Annotated in this window: 17 protein-coding genes; 4 read left to right on the forward strand and 13 right to left on the reverse strand. The window is 61.4% G+C overall.

All coding sequences use genetic code 11. The features are described from left to right. Positions 1-5: 5 nt before the first annotated feature. The 6 genes from ACK9YZ_RS00570 to ACK9YZ_RS00595 all read right to left on the reverse strand — a co-directional run bounded on the left by ACK9YZ_RS00570 (position 6) and on the right by ACK9YZ_RS00595 (position 4,670). On the reverse strand, positions 6-401 hold the full coding sequence (locus ACK9YZ_RS00570) for a VOC family protein (protein ID WP_416065312.1): 396 nt from the start codon (positions 399-401) through the stop codon (positions 6-8). Between the two features lie 48 nt (positions 402-449). Next, positions 450-1,199: an ABC transporter permease gene (locus ACK9YZ_RS00575; protein ID WP_216756899.1), complete on the reverse strand. Its 750-nt coding sequence runs from the start codon at positions 1,197-1,199 to the stop codon at positions 450-452. Continuing rightward, positions 1,196-2,140 (reverse strand): ABC transporter ATP-binding protein, encoded by a 945-nt coding sequence (locus ACK9YZ_RS00580; RefSeq protein WP_416065313.1) that lies wholly within the window; start codon positions 2,138-2,140, stop codon positions 1,196-1,198. The genes ACK9YZ_RS00575 and ACK9YZ_RS00580 overlap by 4 nt, the downstream gene beginning before the upstream one ends. Next, complete coding sequence (locus ACK9YZ_RS00585; protein WP_416065314.1) at positions 2,137-3,303, reverse strand: ABC transporter permease; 1,167 nt, start codon at positions 3,301-3,303, stop codon at positions 2,137-2,139. Before ACK9YZ_RS00585 ends, ACK9YZ_RS00580 begins: the two co-directional genes overlap by 4 nt. Before the next feature lie 57 nt (positions 3,304-3,360). After that, on the reverse strand, positions 3,361-4,269 hold the full coding sequence (locus tag ACK9YZ_RS00590; protein ID WP_216756902.1) for an ABC transporter substrate-binding protein: 909 nt from the start codon (positions 4,267-4,269) through the stop codon (positions 3,361-3,363). 89 nt (positions 4,270-4,358) lie between these two features. Continuing rightward, on the reverse strand, positions 4,359-4,670 hold the full coding sequence (locus ACK9YZ_RS00595) for a hypothetical protein (protein ID WP_416065315.1): 312 nt from the start codon (positions 4,668-4,670) through the stop codon (positions 4,359-4,361). 46 nt (positions 4,671-4,716) lie between these two features. Between ACK9YZ_RS00595 and ACK9YZ_RS00600 the strand changes: the two genes are divergently transcribed. After that, complete coding sequence (locus ACK9YZ_RS00600) at positions 4,717-5,931, forward strand: LysR family transcriptional regulator (RefSeq protein ID WP_416065316.1); 1,215 nt, start codon at positions 4,717-4,719, stop codon at positions 5,929-5,931. Between the two features lie 33 nt (positions 5,932-5,964). Next, on the forward strand, positions 5,965-6,687 hold the full coding sequence (locus tag ACK9YZ_RS00605; protein WP_416065317.1) for a copper homeostasis protein CutC: 723 nt from the start codon (positions 5,965-5,967) through the stop codon (positions 6,685-6,687). Here the strand turns inward: ACK9YZ_RS00605 and ACK9YZ_RS00610 are convergent. The 7 genes from ACK9YZ_RS00610 to ACK9YZ_RS00640 form a co-directional block, all read right to left on the reverse strand. Continuing rightward, positions 6,684-7,703, reverse strand: coding sequence for a zinc-binding alcohol dehydrogenase family protein (locus ACK9YZ_RS00610; RefSeq protein WP_416065318.1), 1,020 nt, complete (start codon positions 7,701-7,703; stop codon positions 6,684-6,686). The two genes, ACK9YZ_RS00605 and ACK9YZ_RS00610, sit on opposite strands and share 4 nt — an antisense overlap. Before the next feature lie 65 nt (positions 7,704-7,768). After that, positions 7,769-8,743 (reverse strand): ABC transporter permease, encoded by a 975-nt coding sequence (locus ACK9YZ_RS00615; protein WP_216756907.1) that lies wholly within the window; start codon positions 8,741-8,743, stop codon positions 7,769-7,771. A gap of 27 nt (positions 8,744-8,770) precedes the next feature. Continuing rightward, positions 8,771-10,324 (reverse strand): sugar ABC transporter ATP-binding protein, encoded by a 1,554-nt coding sequence (locus ACK9YZ_RS00620; protein ID WP_416065319.1) that lies wholly within the window; start codon positions 10,322-10,324, stop codon positions 8,771-8,773. A 103-nt stretch (positions 10,325-10,427) separates the two neighbouring features. Continuing rightward, the gene (locus ACK9YZ_RS00625; RefSeq protein ID WP_416065320.1) at positions 10,428-11,417 is read right to left on the reverse strand and encodes an ABC transporter substrate-binding protein; all 990 of its coding nucleotides are present in this window, start codon (positions 11,415-11,417) and stop codon (positions 10,428-10,430) included. Between the two features lie 212 nt (positions 11,418-11,629). Then, entirely contained in the window at positions 11,630-12,076 is a 447-nt protein-coding gene (locus ACK9YZ_RS00630) for an RbsD/FucU family protein (protein WP_416065321.1), read from the reverse strand. Between the two features lie 9 nt (positions 12,077-12,085). Then, complete coding sequence (locus ACK9YZ_RS00635) at positions 12,086-13,105, reverse strand: aldo/keto reductase (protein WP_416066792.1); 1,020 nt, start codon at positions 13,103-13,105, stop codon at positions 12,086-12,088. Positions 13,106-13,136: 31 nt separating this feature from the next. Then, positions 13,137-14,639: a UxaA family hydrolase gene (locus tag ACK9YZ_RS00640; RefSeq protein ID WP_416065322.1), complete on the reverse strand. Its 1,503-nt coding sequence runs from the start codon at positions 14,637-14,639 to the stop codon at positions 13,137-13,139. Positions 14,640-14,695: 56 nt separating this feature from the next. Between ACK9YZ_RS00640 and ACK9YZ_RS00645 the strand changes: the two genes are divergently transcribed. Both ACK9YZ_RS00645 and ACK9YZ_RS00650 read left to right on the forward strand, forming a co-directional pair. Then, a complete protein-coding gene (locus ACK9YZ_RS00645; RefSeq protein ID WP_416065323.1) occupies positions 14,696-14,926 on the forward strand; it encodes a hypothetical protein in 231 nt (76 codons plus the stop codon). After that, on the forward strand, positions 14,889-15,788 hold the full coding sequence (locus ACK9YZ_RS00650) for a GntR family transcriptional regulator (RefSeq protein ID WP_416065324.1): 900 nt from the start codon (positions 14,889-14,891) through the stop codon (positions 15,786-15,788). Before ACK9YZ_RS00645 ends, ACK9YZ_RS00650 begins: the two co-directional genes overlap by 38 nt. Positions 15,789-15,800: the final 12 nt, after the last annotated feature.

The raw sequence follows: 15,800 nt of genomic DNA on the forward strand, positions 1-15,800 counted from the left end.
TATGTTTATTGAAAACGGCCGTGGCGCTGCAGCACTTCGATCTTGTAGCCGTCAGGGTCGGTGATGAAGAAGAACAGTCCGAAGAGCTTGCCGTCGCGGTTGAGTTCCACGAGCTTGCCGGGATTGAGGCCGAGATCCGTCAGCCGCTTGTGCTCGACCTGCACTTCCTGGACGGAAACAGCCAGATGCCCATAGGCATCACCGAGATTATAGGGCTCGATACGGCCCTTGTTGATCGTCAGCTCCAGCTCGAAGCCGGTCTCTTCATTGCTCATATAGATCAGCGTGAAGGTCTCGAAATCGACGCGGTCGGCAACCTTCAGCCCGAAGACCTTGCTGTAGAAATCGACCGAGCGCGCCTCGTCCAACACGCGGATCATGGAATGGATCATCTTGGCCAAGGCGGGTCTCCCATTACGACTGTCTCCGCTGCCTTGGTAGCCGCCCTTTCAAGCCGGACGCAAGCCCATTCTGCGCGTGATTGCGCCTTCCAGCATGCCGATGACATCATAGATCAGCACCGCCATCAGGCCGACGATCAGACCGCCCTGCAGGATGAAGGCGGTATTGTCGGAGATCAGGCCGGCAATGATGACCTCGCCAAGACCCTTTGCCGCAACCGTCGAACCGATCGTCGCCGTGCCGATATTGATGACCGTCGCAACCTTCAGCCCTTCGAGGATCAGCGGCAGGGCCAGCGGCAATTCGACCTTGAAGAGACGCTGCGTGCCGTTCATGCCCATCCCGTCGGCGGCATCCAGCACCTGCGGCGACACCTGCTTGAGGCCCGCGACCGTATTCTCGAAGATCGGCAGCAACCCGTAAAGGAAGAGCGCGATCAGCGTCGGCGCAGCACCAAAGCCGGTGGCGGGGACGGCAAGCGCCAGAACGGCGACGGGCGGAAAGGTCTGGCCGGCATTGGCGATGGCGCGCGATAGCGGCAGAAAGTCTGCCCCACTCGGGCGGGTAACGAAAATGCCGCCGAGAACGGCCAACATTGCGCTGCCGATGATGGAGACGAAAACCAGCTCCAGATGGCCGAGCGCCAGCGAAGCAAGACTGTTCTGCATATAGACGGGCGGCGCATTGTTGTTGGTCAGCGGCACCAGCATGAAGGAGAGCCACTCCGTCCTGAAGATCAGGATGAGAAGCAGCACCAATGCCAGCGCGCGAAAGAGGTTGGCGATGATGAATTTCATGCCTTGCGGCCCAGTTCGAGCAGCCGTTCCATCGAGATCGAACCGACCGGCGCCTTGTTGGCGTCCTGCACGGCTGCCTCATCGACGCCCTGCCAGATCATTTCGGCCAGCGCATCGCGCAGGTTCAGCGACTGCGCCAGCGAATAGGGCAATCCGGGCTTGGCAGGCTCCATGCTGTCCTTCAGCGGCGTCAGCGACATCAGTTTCAGCGCCCGGTCGGACGTGCCGGTCAGTTGCTGCACGAAAGGATCGGCAGGCTCCGTCAGGATCTTCTCCGGCGTCGAGCATTGCAGCATCTTGCCGCCGCTCATGACGGCAATCTGGTTGCCGAGATGGAAGGCCTCGTCCATGTCATGCGTGACGAGGACAACGGTCGTCCCGAACTGTTTCTGGATCGCCAAGAGATCGTCCTGCGCCTTGCCGCGGATGACGGGATCGAGCGCCCCGAAAGGCTCATCCATCAACAGCAGTTCCGGCTCGGCGGCCAGTGCTCGGGCGACGCCGACGCGCTGCTGCTGGCCACCCGACAATTGATGCGGATATTTTTCCGCGAAACTGGCTGGGTCGAGATTGAAGAGGCCAAGCAACTCCTTCACTCGGCTGCCGATATGGGCCGTATCCCAGCCGAGAAGCTCCGGTACGGTTGCAATGTTCTGCGCCACAGTCCGGTGCGGAAACAGGCCATGCCCCTGGATCGCATAACCGATCTTGCGGCGCAGCTCCGTCGCGGGCACGTCCATGATATCTTGCCCGCCGACGAAGATCTGTCCTTCGGTGATGGGCACCAGCCGATTGATCATCCGCATCAGCGTCGATTTGCCGGAACCCGACGTGCCGACGATGACGGTAATCGAGCCCTTCTCGACACTGACAGAGACATTGTCGACGACGGTTGCAGAGCCGTAGCGCTTGGTGACGTTCCTGATCTCGATCATGCTCATGCGGCTGGCCCCTGGATGCTTTCGATGACCGCATCGAGGATGACGGCCGAGGAGAAGGCGAAGAAAACGGTCGGCACGGCGCCGAGCAGGACGAGGTCCATGGCTGTCTGGCCAAGCCCCTGGAAGATGAAGATGCCGAAGCCGCCGCCGCCGATCAGCGCGGCGATCGTCACCATGCCGATCGCCTGTACCAGCACGATGCGGATGCCGGTGAGGATGACGGGAAAGGCAAGCGGCAGGTCGATGCCGGTCAGGATCTGCCGGCGCGTCAGCCCCATGCCGGCGGCAGCGTCACGCACCGAGGGATCGACACCCTCGAGGCCGACCACGGTATTGGCGACGATCGGCAGAAGCGAATAGAGCACGAGCGCAATCAGCGCCGGCGCCGTGCCGATGCCGCGAATGCCGATATCGGCGGCAAGCGGTACATGCGTGGCGAGATAACCGAGCGGCAGCATCAATATGCCGAAAAGCGCCAGACTCGGGATGGTCTGGATGAGGCTCAACGTCTGCAGCACGATGGCGCGCAGTTTTGGCACCCAGAAACAGAGGATGCCGAGCGGCAATCCGAGAACGATGGCAATGGCGAGCGAACCGAAGGCGAGAAGCAGATGGGAATAGGCCTCGGTCCAGAACTGTGCCGAGCGCGTGGAGAATTCCCTGAGGATCGACAGGCTGTCGAGCAGGCCGGAGGAGAGGCAGATGGCGAGCAGGGCCGTATAGGCGACAAGGGCCGCAACCCGCATCCACGGCGTCAGCCGGATCTTCACCAGCGCGTCGGAGATGATAAGGCCGATGACCCCGAAGAGCACCCAGAAGCTGCCGCCGGGCGTCATGCGCGCGACGGTGCTGCCGGGCGGGGTTGCAGCCGTCGCTGTCAGCCCGATGGCGGCGATCAGCCCCGCAAGGCAAAGCGTGCCGAGGGCGAGCCGGATGAAAGCGTTGCGGAGGAAGAGCGTTGCCAAGGCTGTGGCAGCCAGCAGAGCCAGCAGGATGAGGACTGATGTCTGAGGAAGAAGCTGCGTCAGCAACATCGGCTTGCCGGCGGCGATCCGGTTTGCCTTCACATAGATGAAAGGCAGAAGGGCTGTTGCCGCAATGCCGCCTGCCACCAGTACCACGCCGAGCCGATCCAGCTTGCGGACCGCTAAGGTTTCTTCCATCGATCCAACCCTGTCCGGAAAGTGCCCCGTCCTGAACGGGCGGGGCGCATCAGCCAATTATTTCAGGAAGCCTTTTTCTTTGAGATAGGCTTCGGCAACGGACTTGGCAGGCTCGCCATCGACCTGGATCTTGGCGTTGAGCTTGCGCAGCTCGTCTGCCGTCAGGCTCTGGAAGATCGGAGCGAGGATCTCCTGGATCTTCGGGTTTGCCTGCAGCACGGCTTCGCGGATGATCGGCGTCGGCGCATAGACCTGCTGCACGCTCTTGTCGTCTTCGAGAACCGTCAGTTCGGCCGCTTCGATAGCACCATCGGTGCCGTAGACCATGGCGGTGTTGACGCCGTTGGTCTGGTCGGCCGCAGCCTTGATCGTCGCAGCCGTATCGCCGCCCGAAAGCACGACTTCCTGGTCAGGCTTCAGCGTGAAGCCATAGGTGGTCTGGAAGGCGGGCAGGGCGCCTGCCGAATTCACGAATTCGGCAGAAGCCGCAAGCTTGGCGGCACCGCCACCCGAAACCCACTTGCCGAAGTCGGACATGGTCTTGAGGTTGTTCGGGCCGGCAACGTCGTTGCGCACGGCGAGCGCCCAGGTGTTGTTGGCCGGCGAGGGCGTCAGCCAGACGATCTTGTTGGCGTCGTAATCGAGCTTCTTGGCTTCCTGGTAACCCTGCTCGAGGTTCTTCCAGGCCGCGTCGTCGGCCTTGTTGAAGAAGAAGCCGGCATTGCCGGTATATTCCGGATAGATGTCGATTTCGCCTGCGGTGATCGCCTTGCGCACGACCGGCGTTGCGCCGAGTGCGATGCGATCCTGCGTCTTGATGCCGTTGGCTTCCAGGGCAAGCGCGATAACATTGCCGAGCAGCGTGCCTTCCGTGTCGATCTTCGACGAAACGACGACGTCTGCGGCGTGGGCCGCGCCGGCCGCAAAAGCGGAAAGCGAAACGGCAAGTGCGATTTTCCTAAACATGATTATCCCCTTGGTTGAACACCGTTAAACGTCGCGAAAGCCCCGGACGCGAAGCCTGCGCGCAATGAATTCTGCCGGCACGTCAGCCATCAGGCCATCATGCCGGAAATACGTGCGTCATGGAAATAGTGTGCCCGCCCGAAAAATCGATGACCGAAAAATCGATGCCCGAACATCGAGGCAGCCCCCTCCAGTATTCGCTCTCGCGGCGCGATTATGGCTGTCAATGCAGGTCCATGCGCGGAATTGCATTCCCTTTTCCAAGGCCGGCGCGATTTGTTTTTGTCCCCTGGCGTGTTTCCACGGTGTTCCGGTGCTTTTGATCGGTTCTGCCGCCGCCCGGATTTCTTATGGAGCGAACGATAGCCTGCACCTTCATGAGCAGGGATATCTTTTTTCACGAACACGTCATATCCTCCGCCTTTTCAGTCGTTTCCGGAGAATGCCTTGCATCTCGGCGCCCTTTTCATCGCAAGTCATGTCCTGTCCTCCGGTTCCATGCGCGAGACGGCGCGCCGCTTCGATATCTCCGTCTCGACCGTGTCGGCAGCGATCGACAGTCTGGAAACGGAGCTGGCTTTGAAGCTTGCTGAGCGTTCCTCGGGCGAACTGGTCATTCTGCTCGCCGGTGGCAGGGTTCAGGAGGGATTGGCCCCGATCCTCGCTGCGACGGAGCAGCTTGGCAACCTGCTCGGCCATCATGAGCCGGAGGCTTACGGACGATGGGCCGCGCGCATCTCCGTCAAGCTCGTCACGATGGAGCGTTACCTGGAAGTCGCCGATCAGGGCAGCATCAACAGAGCCGCCCGCCGTCTGCGCCTCGGTCAGCCGCAGCTTTCATTGCAGATTGCCAATCTTGAGAAATTCTTCGGCCATCGCCTCTTCGAGCGCCAGGCGCAGGGCTCGGCAATGACGGAAGAGGGCCGCTTTGCCTACACCGTCTTTTCGACGATCAGCCTCGCCTGGAACGAGCTGAAATCGGCCGCAGACGAGCGTTATCAGCGCACCGCCCGTTCGCTGCGCATCGGCGCCATCATTCCCACAGGCTCGGAAAGCTGGGTCGCACGCTGCCTGGGTAGCCTCGTTGCCGAGTGGAATGCTGGCCGCAGCAAAAACGCCCTGTCGCTCGTTTCGATGACCGCCGACGATCTGCGCGAAGCGCTCAAATCCGGGCGTATCGACGTCGCAATCCTCGACTCCGTTTTCGGCCTTGAGAGTTTCCGCCATCGCGAATTGCTCCGCACCGAAATGGTGGCGATCGCCCCGCCTGATAGTACGGAAGCGACGGCCGCTGACCTCGTCGCCAGCCATCCGATCTGCACGCCAAGCCCGCGCACCGGCATCGGCCATGCCGCCATGACCTTTGGCTACGACCGCACCCTGCATCGTCGTTTGCGGGATCGCGACATTACCGCAGCGGATTCACTGCCCGTCATCGTCGACCTCGTCGCCAATCACGGCTACGTCTCCTTTCTCGGCCGTGCCAGTGCCATGCCGATCGCCGATAGGGTGCGTATCGTCGAACTCGCCGAGCCGATGCTGATGTCCTATCACGTGGCCTTCAATCATCGGAAAGCGGCGGCTGACGCTTGCGACCTGCTGATCGCGACTGCGGCAAAAATTGTCCCGGAGCCTGTCGCGCAAAATGCCGCCGTTGCATAAATAGGCTGCGACGGAAGAAGAGGGATTCGGGATATGACAGTTTTGCTGGAAGTATGCGTCGATAGCGCTCAAGGCCTTGAGGCTGCAATCGAAGGCGGCGCTGGCCGCATCGAGCTCTGCTCGGCGCTGGAGCTTGGCGGACTGACGCCATTGCCGAGCCTGATGCGAATTGCGGTGCAAGCGCCGATCCCCGTCTATGCGATGATCCGCCCGCATGCCGGCCCCTTCATCTTCGATGCGACGGATGAGAAAGCGATGCTGGCCGATATCGATGCTGTCAGGGCCGCAGGCCTCGCCGGTGTCGTCATCGGCGCTAACCGGCTGGACGGCACGCTCGACATGCCGCTCATTCACCGCCTGAAGGCGCATGCCGCCGGCTTGGGCTCGACCCTGCATCGCGCCTTCGATCTCGTGCCGGACCCGGATGTGGCACTGGAGCAGGCAGTCGAGCTCGGCTGCGAGCGCATTCTCACCTCGGGCTGTGTGCCGAAGGCGCTCGATGGACTGGAAACGCTGAAGCGCATCTCCGCCAAAGCGACCGGCCGCATCTCCATCATGCCGGGCAGCGGCGTGCGCCCGGCCAATGTCGTCGAGATCCTGCGGGCAACGGGCGCACGTGAAGTCCACGGTTCCTGCAGCTCGGTCGTTGCCAGCGCCGATCCGCGCGCCGTCTCCTTCGGCTTCGACGTACCGACCTCGAACCGGACGGACGTCAATGTCGTTCGCCAGATGCGCGCGGCAATCGAGAGTGTTTAAGCCGCGACCTTGATCACGGCCTTGATGAGGCCGCTCTTCTCATGCGCCCAGCGGGCGAGGTCTCGCGGCGCATCGGCAAGCGTTGTGCGGTGGGTTATCAGCTTGTCGACCGGCACGAACCCCCCAGCAATCGAATCCGCAACATGTTCGAAATCGACGCGCGTCGCGTTGCGGCTGCCGATGACCATCATCTCTCGCTTGTGGAATTCCGGATCGGAAAAGCGGATATCGTCCTTCACGACGCTGACCAGCACCAGCGCGCCGCCATGGGCGACAAAGTTGAAGGCTTTCTCCATCGACGGCCCATAGCCCGTCGCATCGAAGACGACGTCGAAACCATCGCCATCCGTTTTTGCCTTCACGGCATCGAGGGTGCCGTCATCAGCGACGATGCCTGATGTGAACCCGAAGCGTTCGGAGGCCATCTGCAGCCGTTCAGCGCTCGTATCGAGCAGGGTCACATCATGACCGGCAATGCGCGAGAAGATCGCCGCCCCGAGGCCGATCGGACCTGCGCCGATCACAAGCGAGCGCGAACCGGCAGGAGCCATGGAGCGGCGCACGGCATGTGCTCCAATCGCCAGGAATTCGGTGGTCGCCGCGGCCTCCAGGCTCAGTCCCTTGGCGGCATAGAGATTGCCGGCCGGCACCACGATCTCCTCGCAGAAGGCGCCGTCGGTATGAACGCCGAGAACCTTGATATTGGTGCAGCAGTTCGGCTTGCCCTGCCGGCAGGCAACACAGTTACCGCAGGAAAGGTAAGGATTGACGATCACAGGCGTACCGACCGCCATCGCCACGCCGTCGCCTGCCTCCAGCACAATCGCCGAGATCTCGTGACCCATGACGCGCGGATATTCGAGGAACGGGTGTTTGCCTTCGAAGATGTGGTAATCCGTGCCGCAGATGCCGACATGGCTGACGGCAAGCCGTACCCAGCCGGGTGCAGGTTTTTCGGGGGAGGGTCGCTCGACGAGATCGAGGACGCCGGGTTCGCGGCAAAGGACTGCTTTCATGACGGTTCTCGCATTGCTGACATGAAGAAAGCCGGCCCTTGGGCCGGCTTCGTTTTGTATCTCGCTTAGCCCGCCCGGCGCCGGCGAAGCTGATCGAAATAGACGATCACGATGATCAGCAGGCCGGTGATGATGCGCTGCCAGAACGAGTTGACGTTCAGGAGGTTTGCGCCGTTGTTGATGGTCGCCAGAATGAAGGCGCCGATCAGCGGACCATGCACGGAGCCGACGGCTCCGAAGAGCGACGTGCCGCCAATGACGGAGGAAGCGATCGCCTGCAGTTCCCAGCCGTCTGCCTGTGTGGCGTTGCCGATGGCGATACGCGAGGCGAGCAGCACGCCGACGAAGGCCGCAAACGAAGCCGAGAGGATATAGGCGAGGTAGATCATGCCCTTGACGTTGACGCCGGAAAGGCGCGCGGCCTCCGCATTCGAACCGACCGCGAAGAGATAGCGGCCCCAGCGGCTCAGATGCAGGAAGACGAAGGAGGGGATCGCCACCAGGATGACCATCCAGAACAGGCTTGGGACGCCAAGGAAATCCGCTCGGGCGAAATTGCTGAAGCTCTCATCGGTGATGCTGATCGTCGAGCCGTTGGTGATCAGCAGGCCGATGCCGCGCAGCGATGTCAGCGTCGCCAGCGTGATGATGAAGGGCGGCAGGCCCATATGCACGATGCCGAAGCCATGGAAAGAGCCGATCGCAACACCGATTGCCAGCGTCAGCAGGATCGCCGCCCAGAGCGGGACGCCCGCCTGCAGCAACCAGGCGATGATGACCGTGCAGAAGCCGACGATGGCGCCGACCGACAGGTCGATGCCGGCGGTTATGATGACGAAGGTCTGGCCGAGCGCCAGGATCGCCGTCATCGCGCCTTGGCGCAGCAGGTTGGAGATGTTGAGCGGCGTCCAGAAGCTGGCTGTCGAGAAGCCGAGCACGACCCAGAGGAAGATCAGCAGCCCGATCAGCGTCAGGCCGAACAGGATGTTCATCTTCCGGCGCGGCGGCGGCGCGACGATTTCGGTGGGGGTGACAGTCATGAATTTTCTCCCTCTTATTCTTCTGGCTCAGACGCCGATCGCTTCGCTGAGCACTTCTTCATGCGTCGCCGCGTGGAAATCATGGCTTGCAACGAGCTTGCCGCTGCGGAAGACGTGCAGCCGGTCGGCCAGTTCGTAGACCTCGGGCAGGTAGGAGGAGATCAGGATGATGCCTGCTCCCTCCTTCAGCAGCTTGGCGAAGAGCCGGTAGATTTCCGCCTTGGTGCCGACGTCGACGCCGACGGTCGGCTCGTCGAAGATGAACAGCCGGGCGCCGTGGCTCAGCCACTTGCCGATGACGATCTTCTGCTGGTTGCCGCCCGACATGCTGGAGGCCGGGACACGCCGGCTCGGCGTCTTGATGCTGAGATCGCGGATCTGCTTGTCGGCATTGGCCGATTCGCGTGTGTGATTGATGACCGGGCCGTTGCTGAGGCGTCCGAAGACCGGCAGGTTGATGTTGAGGCCGATCGGCAGGTTGAGGCAGAGCCCCTGGTCGCGCCGGCTTTCGGGCGCCAGCGCAATGCCGAGCTCCATCGCGGTTCGTTCGTTCCTGATGTCGACACGCTTGCCCATCCAGTGGATTTCGCCCGCGCTTGTCGGCTGGCGTCCGTAGAGCCCGAGCGCAAATTCGCTGCGTCCGGCGCCGATCAGGCCATAGAGCCCGACGATCTGTCCTGCCTTGACGCTGAGCGACACGTCTTCGAAGCCCGGGCCGGTAAGACCCTTGACGTCGAGGATCGTCTCGCCGATCGGAATCTCTTCCTTATGATAGATCTGCTCGATCGAGCGATTGATCATCAGCGCGATCAGCTCGGCCTCATTGGTCTCGCCGATGAGGCGCGTGCCGACATGCGTGCCGTCGCGCAGCACCGAGACACGGTCGGCAAGCTCGAAGACTTCCTCCATGCGGTGGCTGATATAGACGATGGTGACGCCTTCGCCCTGCAGGCGGCGGATCAGCTTGAACAGCTGTGCGGATTCCTGGCGGGTGAGATAGGCGGTCGGCTCGTCGAAGATCAGGAACTGCGTGCCGCGCATGGCCGCGCGCGCGGTGGCGACGAGCTGCTGCTGACCGATCGTCAGCGAGCTCAGAAGCGCACCGGCCGGCAGGCCGAAGCCGAGATCGTCGAGAACGGACTGCGCCATCTTCTCCATCTGCTTCTTGCGCATGATGCCGAAGCGATTGACCTCGTCGCCGAGGAAGAGATTGGCGGCCACCGTCAGGTGCCGGCAGAGCACGACTTCCTGATGGACGGCGTTGATGCCGCGCGCGATTGCCTCGTTCGGCGTCGACAGTCCCACCGGATGGCCGCACCACAGCACCTCGCCGGCCGTGCGTGTGATGACGCCGGTGAGCAATTTGATGAGAGTGGATTTGCCGGCGCCGTTTTCACCGACGATGGCGTGGATTTCGCCGGCAAGGAAGGTCATGGTCGCGGGCTTCAGCGCCTGCACGTGACCGTAATTCTTCTGCAGGCCTTTCAGTTCGAGGATGGGCGATCCGGTGGGAATTCGATTGGTTTCTTTCAGCGTCGTGCTGTCATCGTGGCGATGACTGACCTCTTCCAGTCCGACCATGGACCTCTCCTCCTCTTCTCGCTTCTGCTCCATCCCTGGTGAACAATACCATGGATGAAAAAGGCCGCGCCGGTTTTTGAAGCCGCCGCGGCCACCTGCCGTTTTACTTGATCTTCGGGTTCAAGAGCGCGTCGATCTTCGGATCGGCCATATTCGCCTTGGTGACGAGGTTTGCGCCCGTATCGACATTTTCCGGAACCTTCTCGCCCTTAGACACGGCAAGAGCGGTCTTGATGCCGTCATAACCCATGCGATAGGGGTCCTGAACGACGAGGCCGGCGATCGCGCCGTCCTTGAGGAAGCCGACCGTCTTGTCGTCGCTGTCGAAGCCGATGACCTTGATCTTGTCGCCGAGCTTGTTTTCGGCGATCGCCTGGCCCACACCCTGCGCCATGATGAGGTTCGAGGCGAAGACGCCGACGAGGTTCGGGTTTGCCGTGATCAGGTCGGTCATCATGTTGAGGCCGGTCGTTGCCTGGCCGTCGCCATACTTGTCGGCGATCACCTTCAGGCCGGGATGCTTGGTCTTGATCTGATCCAGGAAGCCTTCGCGGCGCTGTTCCAGGGAGCCGACGCCGGGAAGGTTGGTCAGGATGACGACTTCGCCTTCTTCCTTGCCGGTCGCTTCCTTGATGGCGGCGGCAAGACCGTCGGCAGCGATGCGGCCGCCCTGGACGTTATCGGTCGTCAGGAACGACTTGAATGCCTTGGAGTCGGCGCCGGAGTCGATACCGATGATCGGAACCGACTTGGCGGCTTCATCGATCGGCTTGCCGAGTGCCTTGAACTCGGTCGGCGAGATGACGACAGCGGCCGGCTTGCCGGCAACGGCGTTCTCGAGAATGCTGATCTGGCCGTTGATGTCGGATTCAGCCTGGGCGCCAAGCTCCGGCACGTTGACGCCGAGATCCTTGCCGGCCTTGCGGGCGCCTGCCAGAACGATCTGCCAGTAGAAGGACGTCGTGTCCTTGACGATGATCGGGATCGTCACCTCGGCGGCAAAGGATGCGGCCGGCATTGCCGTGGCGATGACGGCAGCGCCCGCAAGTGCCGTAAAGGCGCGGCGAGACAGAATGGATTTCACGATGCTCATAAGGGTTCTCCTCTCAGGGTGCGTTCTCCTCCAATGAAACCGGACCGCTGAACGCAGGCGGACGATTTTTTATCGATAAAAAACATTTACAGTGGGAAGCTAGCTGAGGCGCAGGCAAATTGCAAGTGTGCCTATTTCGCTTTTTTAGCCGCTAAATTGCCTCCCAAGCAGTTGTTTTCGTTTAAAATACATAAGGACCTAAAATAAGATCCTCAGTCGAATTGCACTTCGTGCGGATGCACGACACCCTTCTTCAAAATCAGGTTGCCATAGAGCCGGAACTCTGTGGTTGCGACGATGTAGGCGGCCTTCCGTGCCATCTCGTAAAAGGCGAAGCGTTCCACCGATGCGATGGAGAAACTACCGGCACGCCGGGTGACGATCTCCTGGAATTCGGCGCAAACCTCCGGCACGGCCTTGGGATCGCCGACCACTTCCATCCGCCATGCCGATTGCGGCACGAACGTATCGAGCGGCATATGGGTGAGGATCGCCTCGGCCATGGCAGTCGCGCTGACGCCATCGGCCCGGATGACGTCTGGTCCCATGCTGCTTGCCGGGAAATTGGCGTCGGCAATGACGATATCGTCGCCATGCCCCATGCTCTTCAGTGCATAGAGCAGATCGGGGCCGAGAAGCGGATGAATACCTTTAAGCATAGTGTCTCCTCAGACCCGTACGGCTTCGTCGCCGAGCGGCGCGGCAACCAGCGTATAGGGTTCGAATTCGGGATAGATGTCGGCGGGAAGCTGCGGTTCGAAGTTCTCCATGTTGCGAACGAGGCTCGAAGGCTTCGCCGTGCCGATCAGCACCGAGGAGACAACGGGGTCGTGCAGCGGAAACTGCAGGGCAGGGGCGGCAAGCGGCACGCCGTGGCGCTTGGCCACCTCTTCCATTGCGCCCACCTTGGCGAGTACTTCCTCGGTTGCCGGCATATAATCGAAATGCGAGCCCGGCACCGGGCCGGTTGCGAGGATGCCGGAATTGAAGACGCCGCCGACGACGAAAGAAGTACCCTTCTGCCGGCAGAGCGGGATCAGTTCGGCAACGGCAGACCGGTCGAGCAGCGTATAGCGGCCGGCCATCAGGATTGTGTCGATATCGGCGTTGCGCATCACGTCGAGGCAGACAGGCACCTCGTTGACGCCGAGGCCGAAAGCCTTGATCGCGCCCGAGGATTTCAGCTGTTCCAGCGCCTTGATGCCGCTATCGAGGAAATTCTTCAGATGCACGGCATTCTTGGCCGCACCATGCGTATAGGCGCCGATATCGTGGACGAAGAGGATATCGATGCGGTTCAGGCCGAGGCGCGCATAGCTGAATTCCACCGAACGCATGATGCCGTCATAGGAATAGTCGTAATCGGCATCGAAGGAGAGCGGATCGACATAGCTGTAGTCGGGAACGGTGCCTGTCGGTACCGGGCGCAACAGACGGCCGACCTTGGTGGAGAGAACATATTCGTTTTCCGGCTTGTCCCGCAGGAAATCGCCGACGCGTCGTTCGGCAAGCCCGAGGCCATACCACGGCGCTACATCGAAATAGCGGATGCCGTGGTCCCATGCGGTTTCCAGCGTTTCCATCGCCTGCTCGCGCGGGCAGGCACGATAAAGGCCGCCGAGGGCTGCGGCGCCGAAGCTGATTTCGGTCACCTCGAGCGCCGTCTTGCCAATTCTCCTCGTCTTCATCATTCCTCCTCGTGAAGACCCAATGTTTTATTTAGAGCGTGGCGCCGAGATGCCACGGGACGAATTCGTTGTCGCCGTAGCCGAAAATCTCACTTTTCGTCTTCTTGCCCGAGGCCGTGTCGACGATCAGGTCGAAGATCTCGCGACCCTTGCCGCTGATCGTCGCGTCACCCGTAACGATCGTGCCGCAATCGATGTCCATATCCTCTTCCATCGAGGTATAAAGCGCCGAATTGCTGGCGAGCTTCAGCGAGGGTGCGGGGCGACAGCCGAAGCAGCTTCCGCGGCCGGTCGTGAACGCAATCATGTTCGCGCCGCCGGCAACCTGGCCGGTAGCCGAAACCGGGTCATAGCCGGGCGTATCCATGAAGACGAGGCCGGGGGCCGTGACGCGCTCGGCATAACCGTAGACGGCGGTCAGCGGCGAGCGGCCGCCCTTGGCGACGGCGCCGAGCGACTTTTCGAGAATGGTCGTCAGCCCGCCGCGCTTGTTGCCCGGAGACGGATTGTTGTCGAGCGAAGCGCCATGCAGGGCGACATAGTCTTCCCACCAGGCGATCTTCTCATCGAGCTTCCTGGCGACCTCTTCGCTGACCGCGCGGCTGCGCAGCAGATGCTCCGCACCATAGATCTCGGAGGTTTCCGAAAGGATTGCCGTGCCGCCGGCAGCCGCCAGCAGGTCGGCCGCGACACCGAGCGCAGGATTGGCGGTAATGCCCGAAAAACCGTCGGAGCCGCCGCATTGCAGCCCGATGATGATCTCGCTGACGGACATCGGCACACGCTTCTCACGGCCGACATCGGCGGCGATTTCGCGCAGCACGCCCATGGCGCGCTCGACCGCGCGGCGCGAACCACCCGCGTCCTGGATGTTGAAATGCCGCTTGGAGGCACCCGCACCACTCTGGCCGTAAAGGGTGAGCTGATTGACCTCGCAGCCGAGGCCGATCATCAGCACGCCGCCGAAATTCACGTGGCGCGTATAGCCGGCAAGTGTGCGGTGCAGCACGTTCATGCCGTCACCTGTCGAGCTCATGCCGCAGCCCTGGTCGTGAACGATCGGCACGAAGCCGTCGATCCCGTCATAATGCGGCAGGATGGTGCGGTTGGCCTCGTCGGCGATTGCCCGACAGACCGTGGTGGAACAGTTCACGCTGGCAATGATGCCGATATAGTTGCGCGTCGCCGCCCGCCCGTCGGCACGGCGATAACCCATAAAGGTCCGCGCCCTGTCTTCAGCGCTCGCTTCTTCTGGCGCCGAGTTGGCGGTTGCAGCAAGGCGGTCGTTTTCGAAATGCAGGTTATGGCTGTGAACATGGTCGCCGGCTTTCACATCTGCCGTGGTGCGGCCGATCGCCTGGCCGTATTTCACGACCGGCATGCCCTGCGGAATATCGGTAAGGGCGATCTTGTGGCCGGGCTCGATCTTCTGCCGTGTCGTGACGCCGGCAACATCAGATCCTTCAGCAATCGGAGCCGTCGCGACCGCGACATTGTCTCCGGCCGACAGGATGATCCAATTCTGTCTGTCCAATTTCATCTCCCTGACGAAACGTTCGCTTCTGCGCCCGTTACATCGACGAATGCGCATTGATTTTGTTTTTTATCTACAATAAACATTTTCAAGTCAACGGGAATATTGATCCTGTGGACGAGGGAGGCAAACGGCCGCAGGCGATCGAAAAACAAGATAAAGGTCGCCTGAAGAGGCTCCTGGTCCGGCTGTACCCGTTGTTGGCAGCGGGGATCATCGCCGTATCGCTTGGGCGGAAAGCAGGGTCTGATGGCAAGGCAGAATACGGTCTTCAAGGAAGCCTATAATCGATATGCAGCAGCGTTGCGCACCGATACCGCGCTGCCCTCCGAGCCGGAGATTGCCGCCCAGCTCGGCGTCAGCCGCAGCACGGCACGCGCCATCCTGACCCGCCTCAGCGATGAGGGCATCATCCGCTGGAACAAGCGCCAGAAGATCGTCCTGCGCCAGCCTGTTGACCGCGACTTCTTCCCCTCGGAAGAGACCGATTCACTGCACGACATCATCGAGCGCAGCTTCATGCAGCGCATTCTTTCGGATGAAGCCGCACCGGGCATGCAGATCAACGAGCTGGAGCTTGCCCGCGAGATCGGCACGGGCACGACGAGCGTGCGCGAATTCCTCATCCGCTTCTCCCGCTTCGGGCTGATCGAAAAGCGGCCGAACAGCCATTGGACGCTGAAGGGCTTTACCCGCGAATTCGCGCTGGAACTTGCCGATGTGCGCGAAATGTTCGAGCTGCATTCGGCTGCCGAATTCGGCAGGCTGCCTGCCGAGCATCAGGCATGGGCCGATCTTGCTGTTATCAAGGAAGATCACCTCTCCATGCTTTCCGATATCAACAACCGCTTCAAGGAATTCTCTGTCCTCGACGAGCGCTTTCACCTTTTGATCCACCGCGCCTCGAAGAACCGCTTCATCGCCGACTTCTACGACGCGATCGCCATCATCTTCCACTATCACTATCAGTGGAACAAGACGGCCGCCCGCCAACGTAACGAGCGCGCGATCCACGAACATCTCGATTACATCGCAGCGCTCGAAGCCCACGATCAGGCAAGGATCGAGGCCGCCTGCCGCATCCACCTTCGCTCGGCCCGCCAGACGCTGCTGCAGTCCATTCCGCAGGCGGCTACGGAAAGTGTCTGAATTATCGTCATG

The sequence above is a fragment of the Rhizobium sp. ZK1 genome, from assembly GCF_047782645.1.
GTDB lineage: Bacteria > Pseudomonadota > Alphaproteobacteria > Rhizobiales > Rhizobiaceae > Rhizobium.

Excerpts from the sequence above, each read along its gene's own strand:
- ACK9YZ_RS00650 (WP_416065324.1), top strand. The coding sequence starts at position 14,889 with ATGGCAAGGCAGAATACGGTCTTCAAGGAAGCCTATAATCGATATGCA.
- ACK9YZ_RS00635 (WP_416066792.1), bottom strand. The coding sequence starts at position 13,105 with ATGAAGACGAGGAGAATTGGCAAGACGGCGCTCGAGGTGACCGAAATC.
- ACK9YZ_RS00575 (WP_216756899.1), bottom strand. The coding sequence starts at position 1,199 with ATGAAATTCATCATCGCCAACCTCTTTCGCGCGCTGGCATTGGTGCTG.
- ACK9YZ_RS00580 (WP_416065313.1), bottom strand. The coding sequence starts at position 2,140 with ATGAGCATGATCGAGATCAGGAACGTCACCAAGCGCTACGGCTCTGCA.
- ACK9YZ_RS00625 (WP_416065320.1), bottom strand. The coding sequence starts at position 11,417 with ATGAGCATCGTGAAATCCATTCTGTCTCGCCGCGCCTTTACGGCACTT.
- ACK9YZ_RS00620 (WP_416065319.1), bottom strand. The coding sequence starts at position 10,324 with ATGGTCGGACTGGAAGAGGTCAGTCATCGCCACGATGACAGCACGACG.
- ACK9YZ_RS00615 (WP_216756907.1), bottom strand. The coding sequence starts at position 8,743 with ATGACTGTCACCCCCACCGAAATCGTCGCGCCGCCGCCGCGCCGGAAG.
- ACK9YZ_RS00610 (WP_416065318.1), bottom strand. The coding sequence starts at position 7,703 with ATGAAAGCAGTCCTTTGCCGCGAACCCGGCGTCCTCGATCTCGTCGAG.
- ACK9YZ_RS00585 (WP_416065314.1), bottom strand. The coding sequence starts at position 3,303 with ATGGAAGAAACCTTAGCGGTCCGCAAGCTGGATCGGCTCGGCGTGGTA.
- ACK9YZ_RS00605 (WP_416065317.1), top strand. The coding sequence starts at position 5,965 with ATGACAGTTTTGCTGGAAGTATGCGTCGATAGCGCTCAAGGCCTTGAG.
- ACK9YZ_RS00590 (WP_216756902.1), bottom strand. The coding sequence starts at position 4,269 with ATGTTTAGGAAAATCGCACTTGCCGTTTCGCTTTCCGCTTTTGCGGCC.
- ACK9YZ_RS00630 (WP_416065321.1), bottom strand. The coding sequence starts at position 12,076 with ATGCTTAAAGGTATTCATCCGCTTCTCGGCCCCGATCTGCTCTATGCA.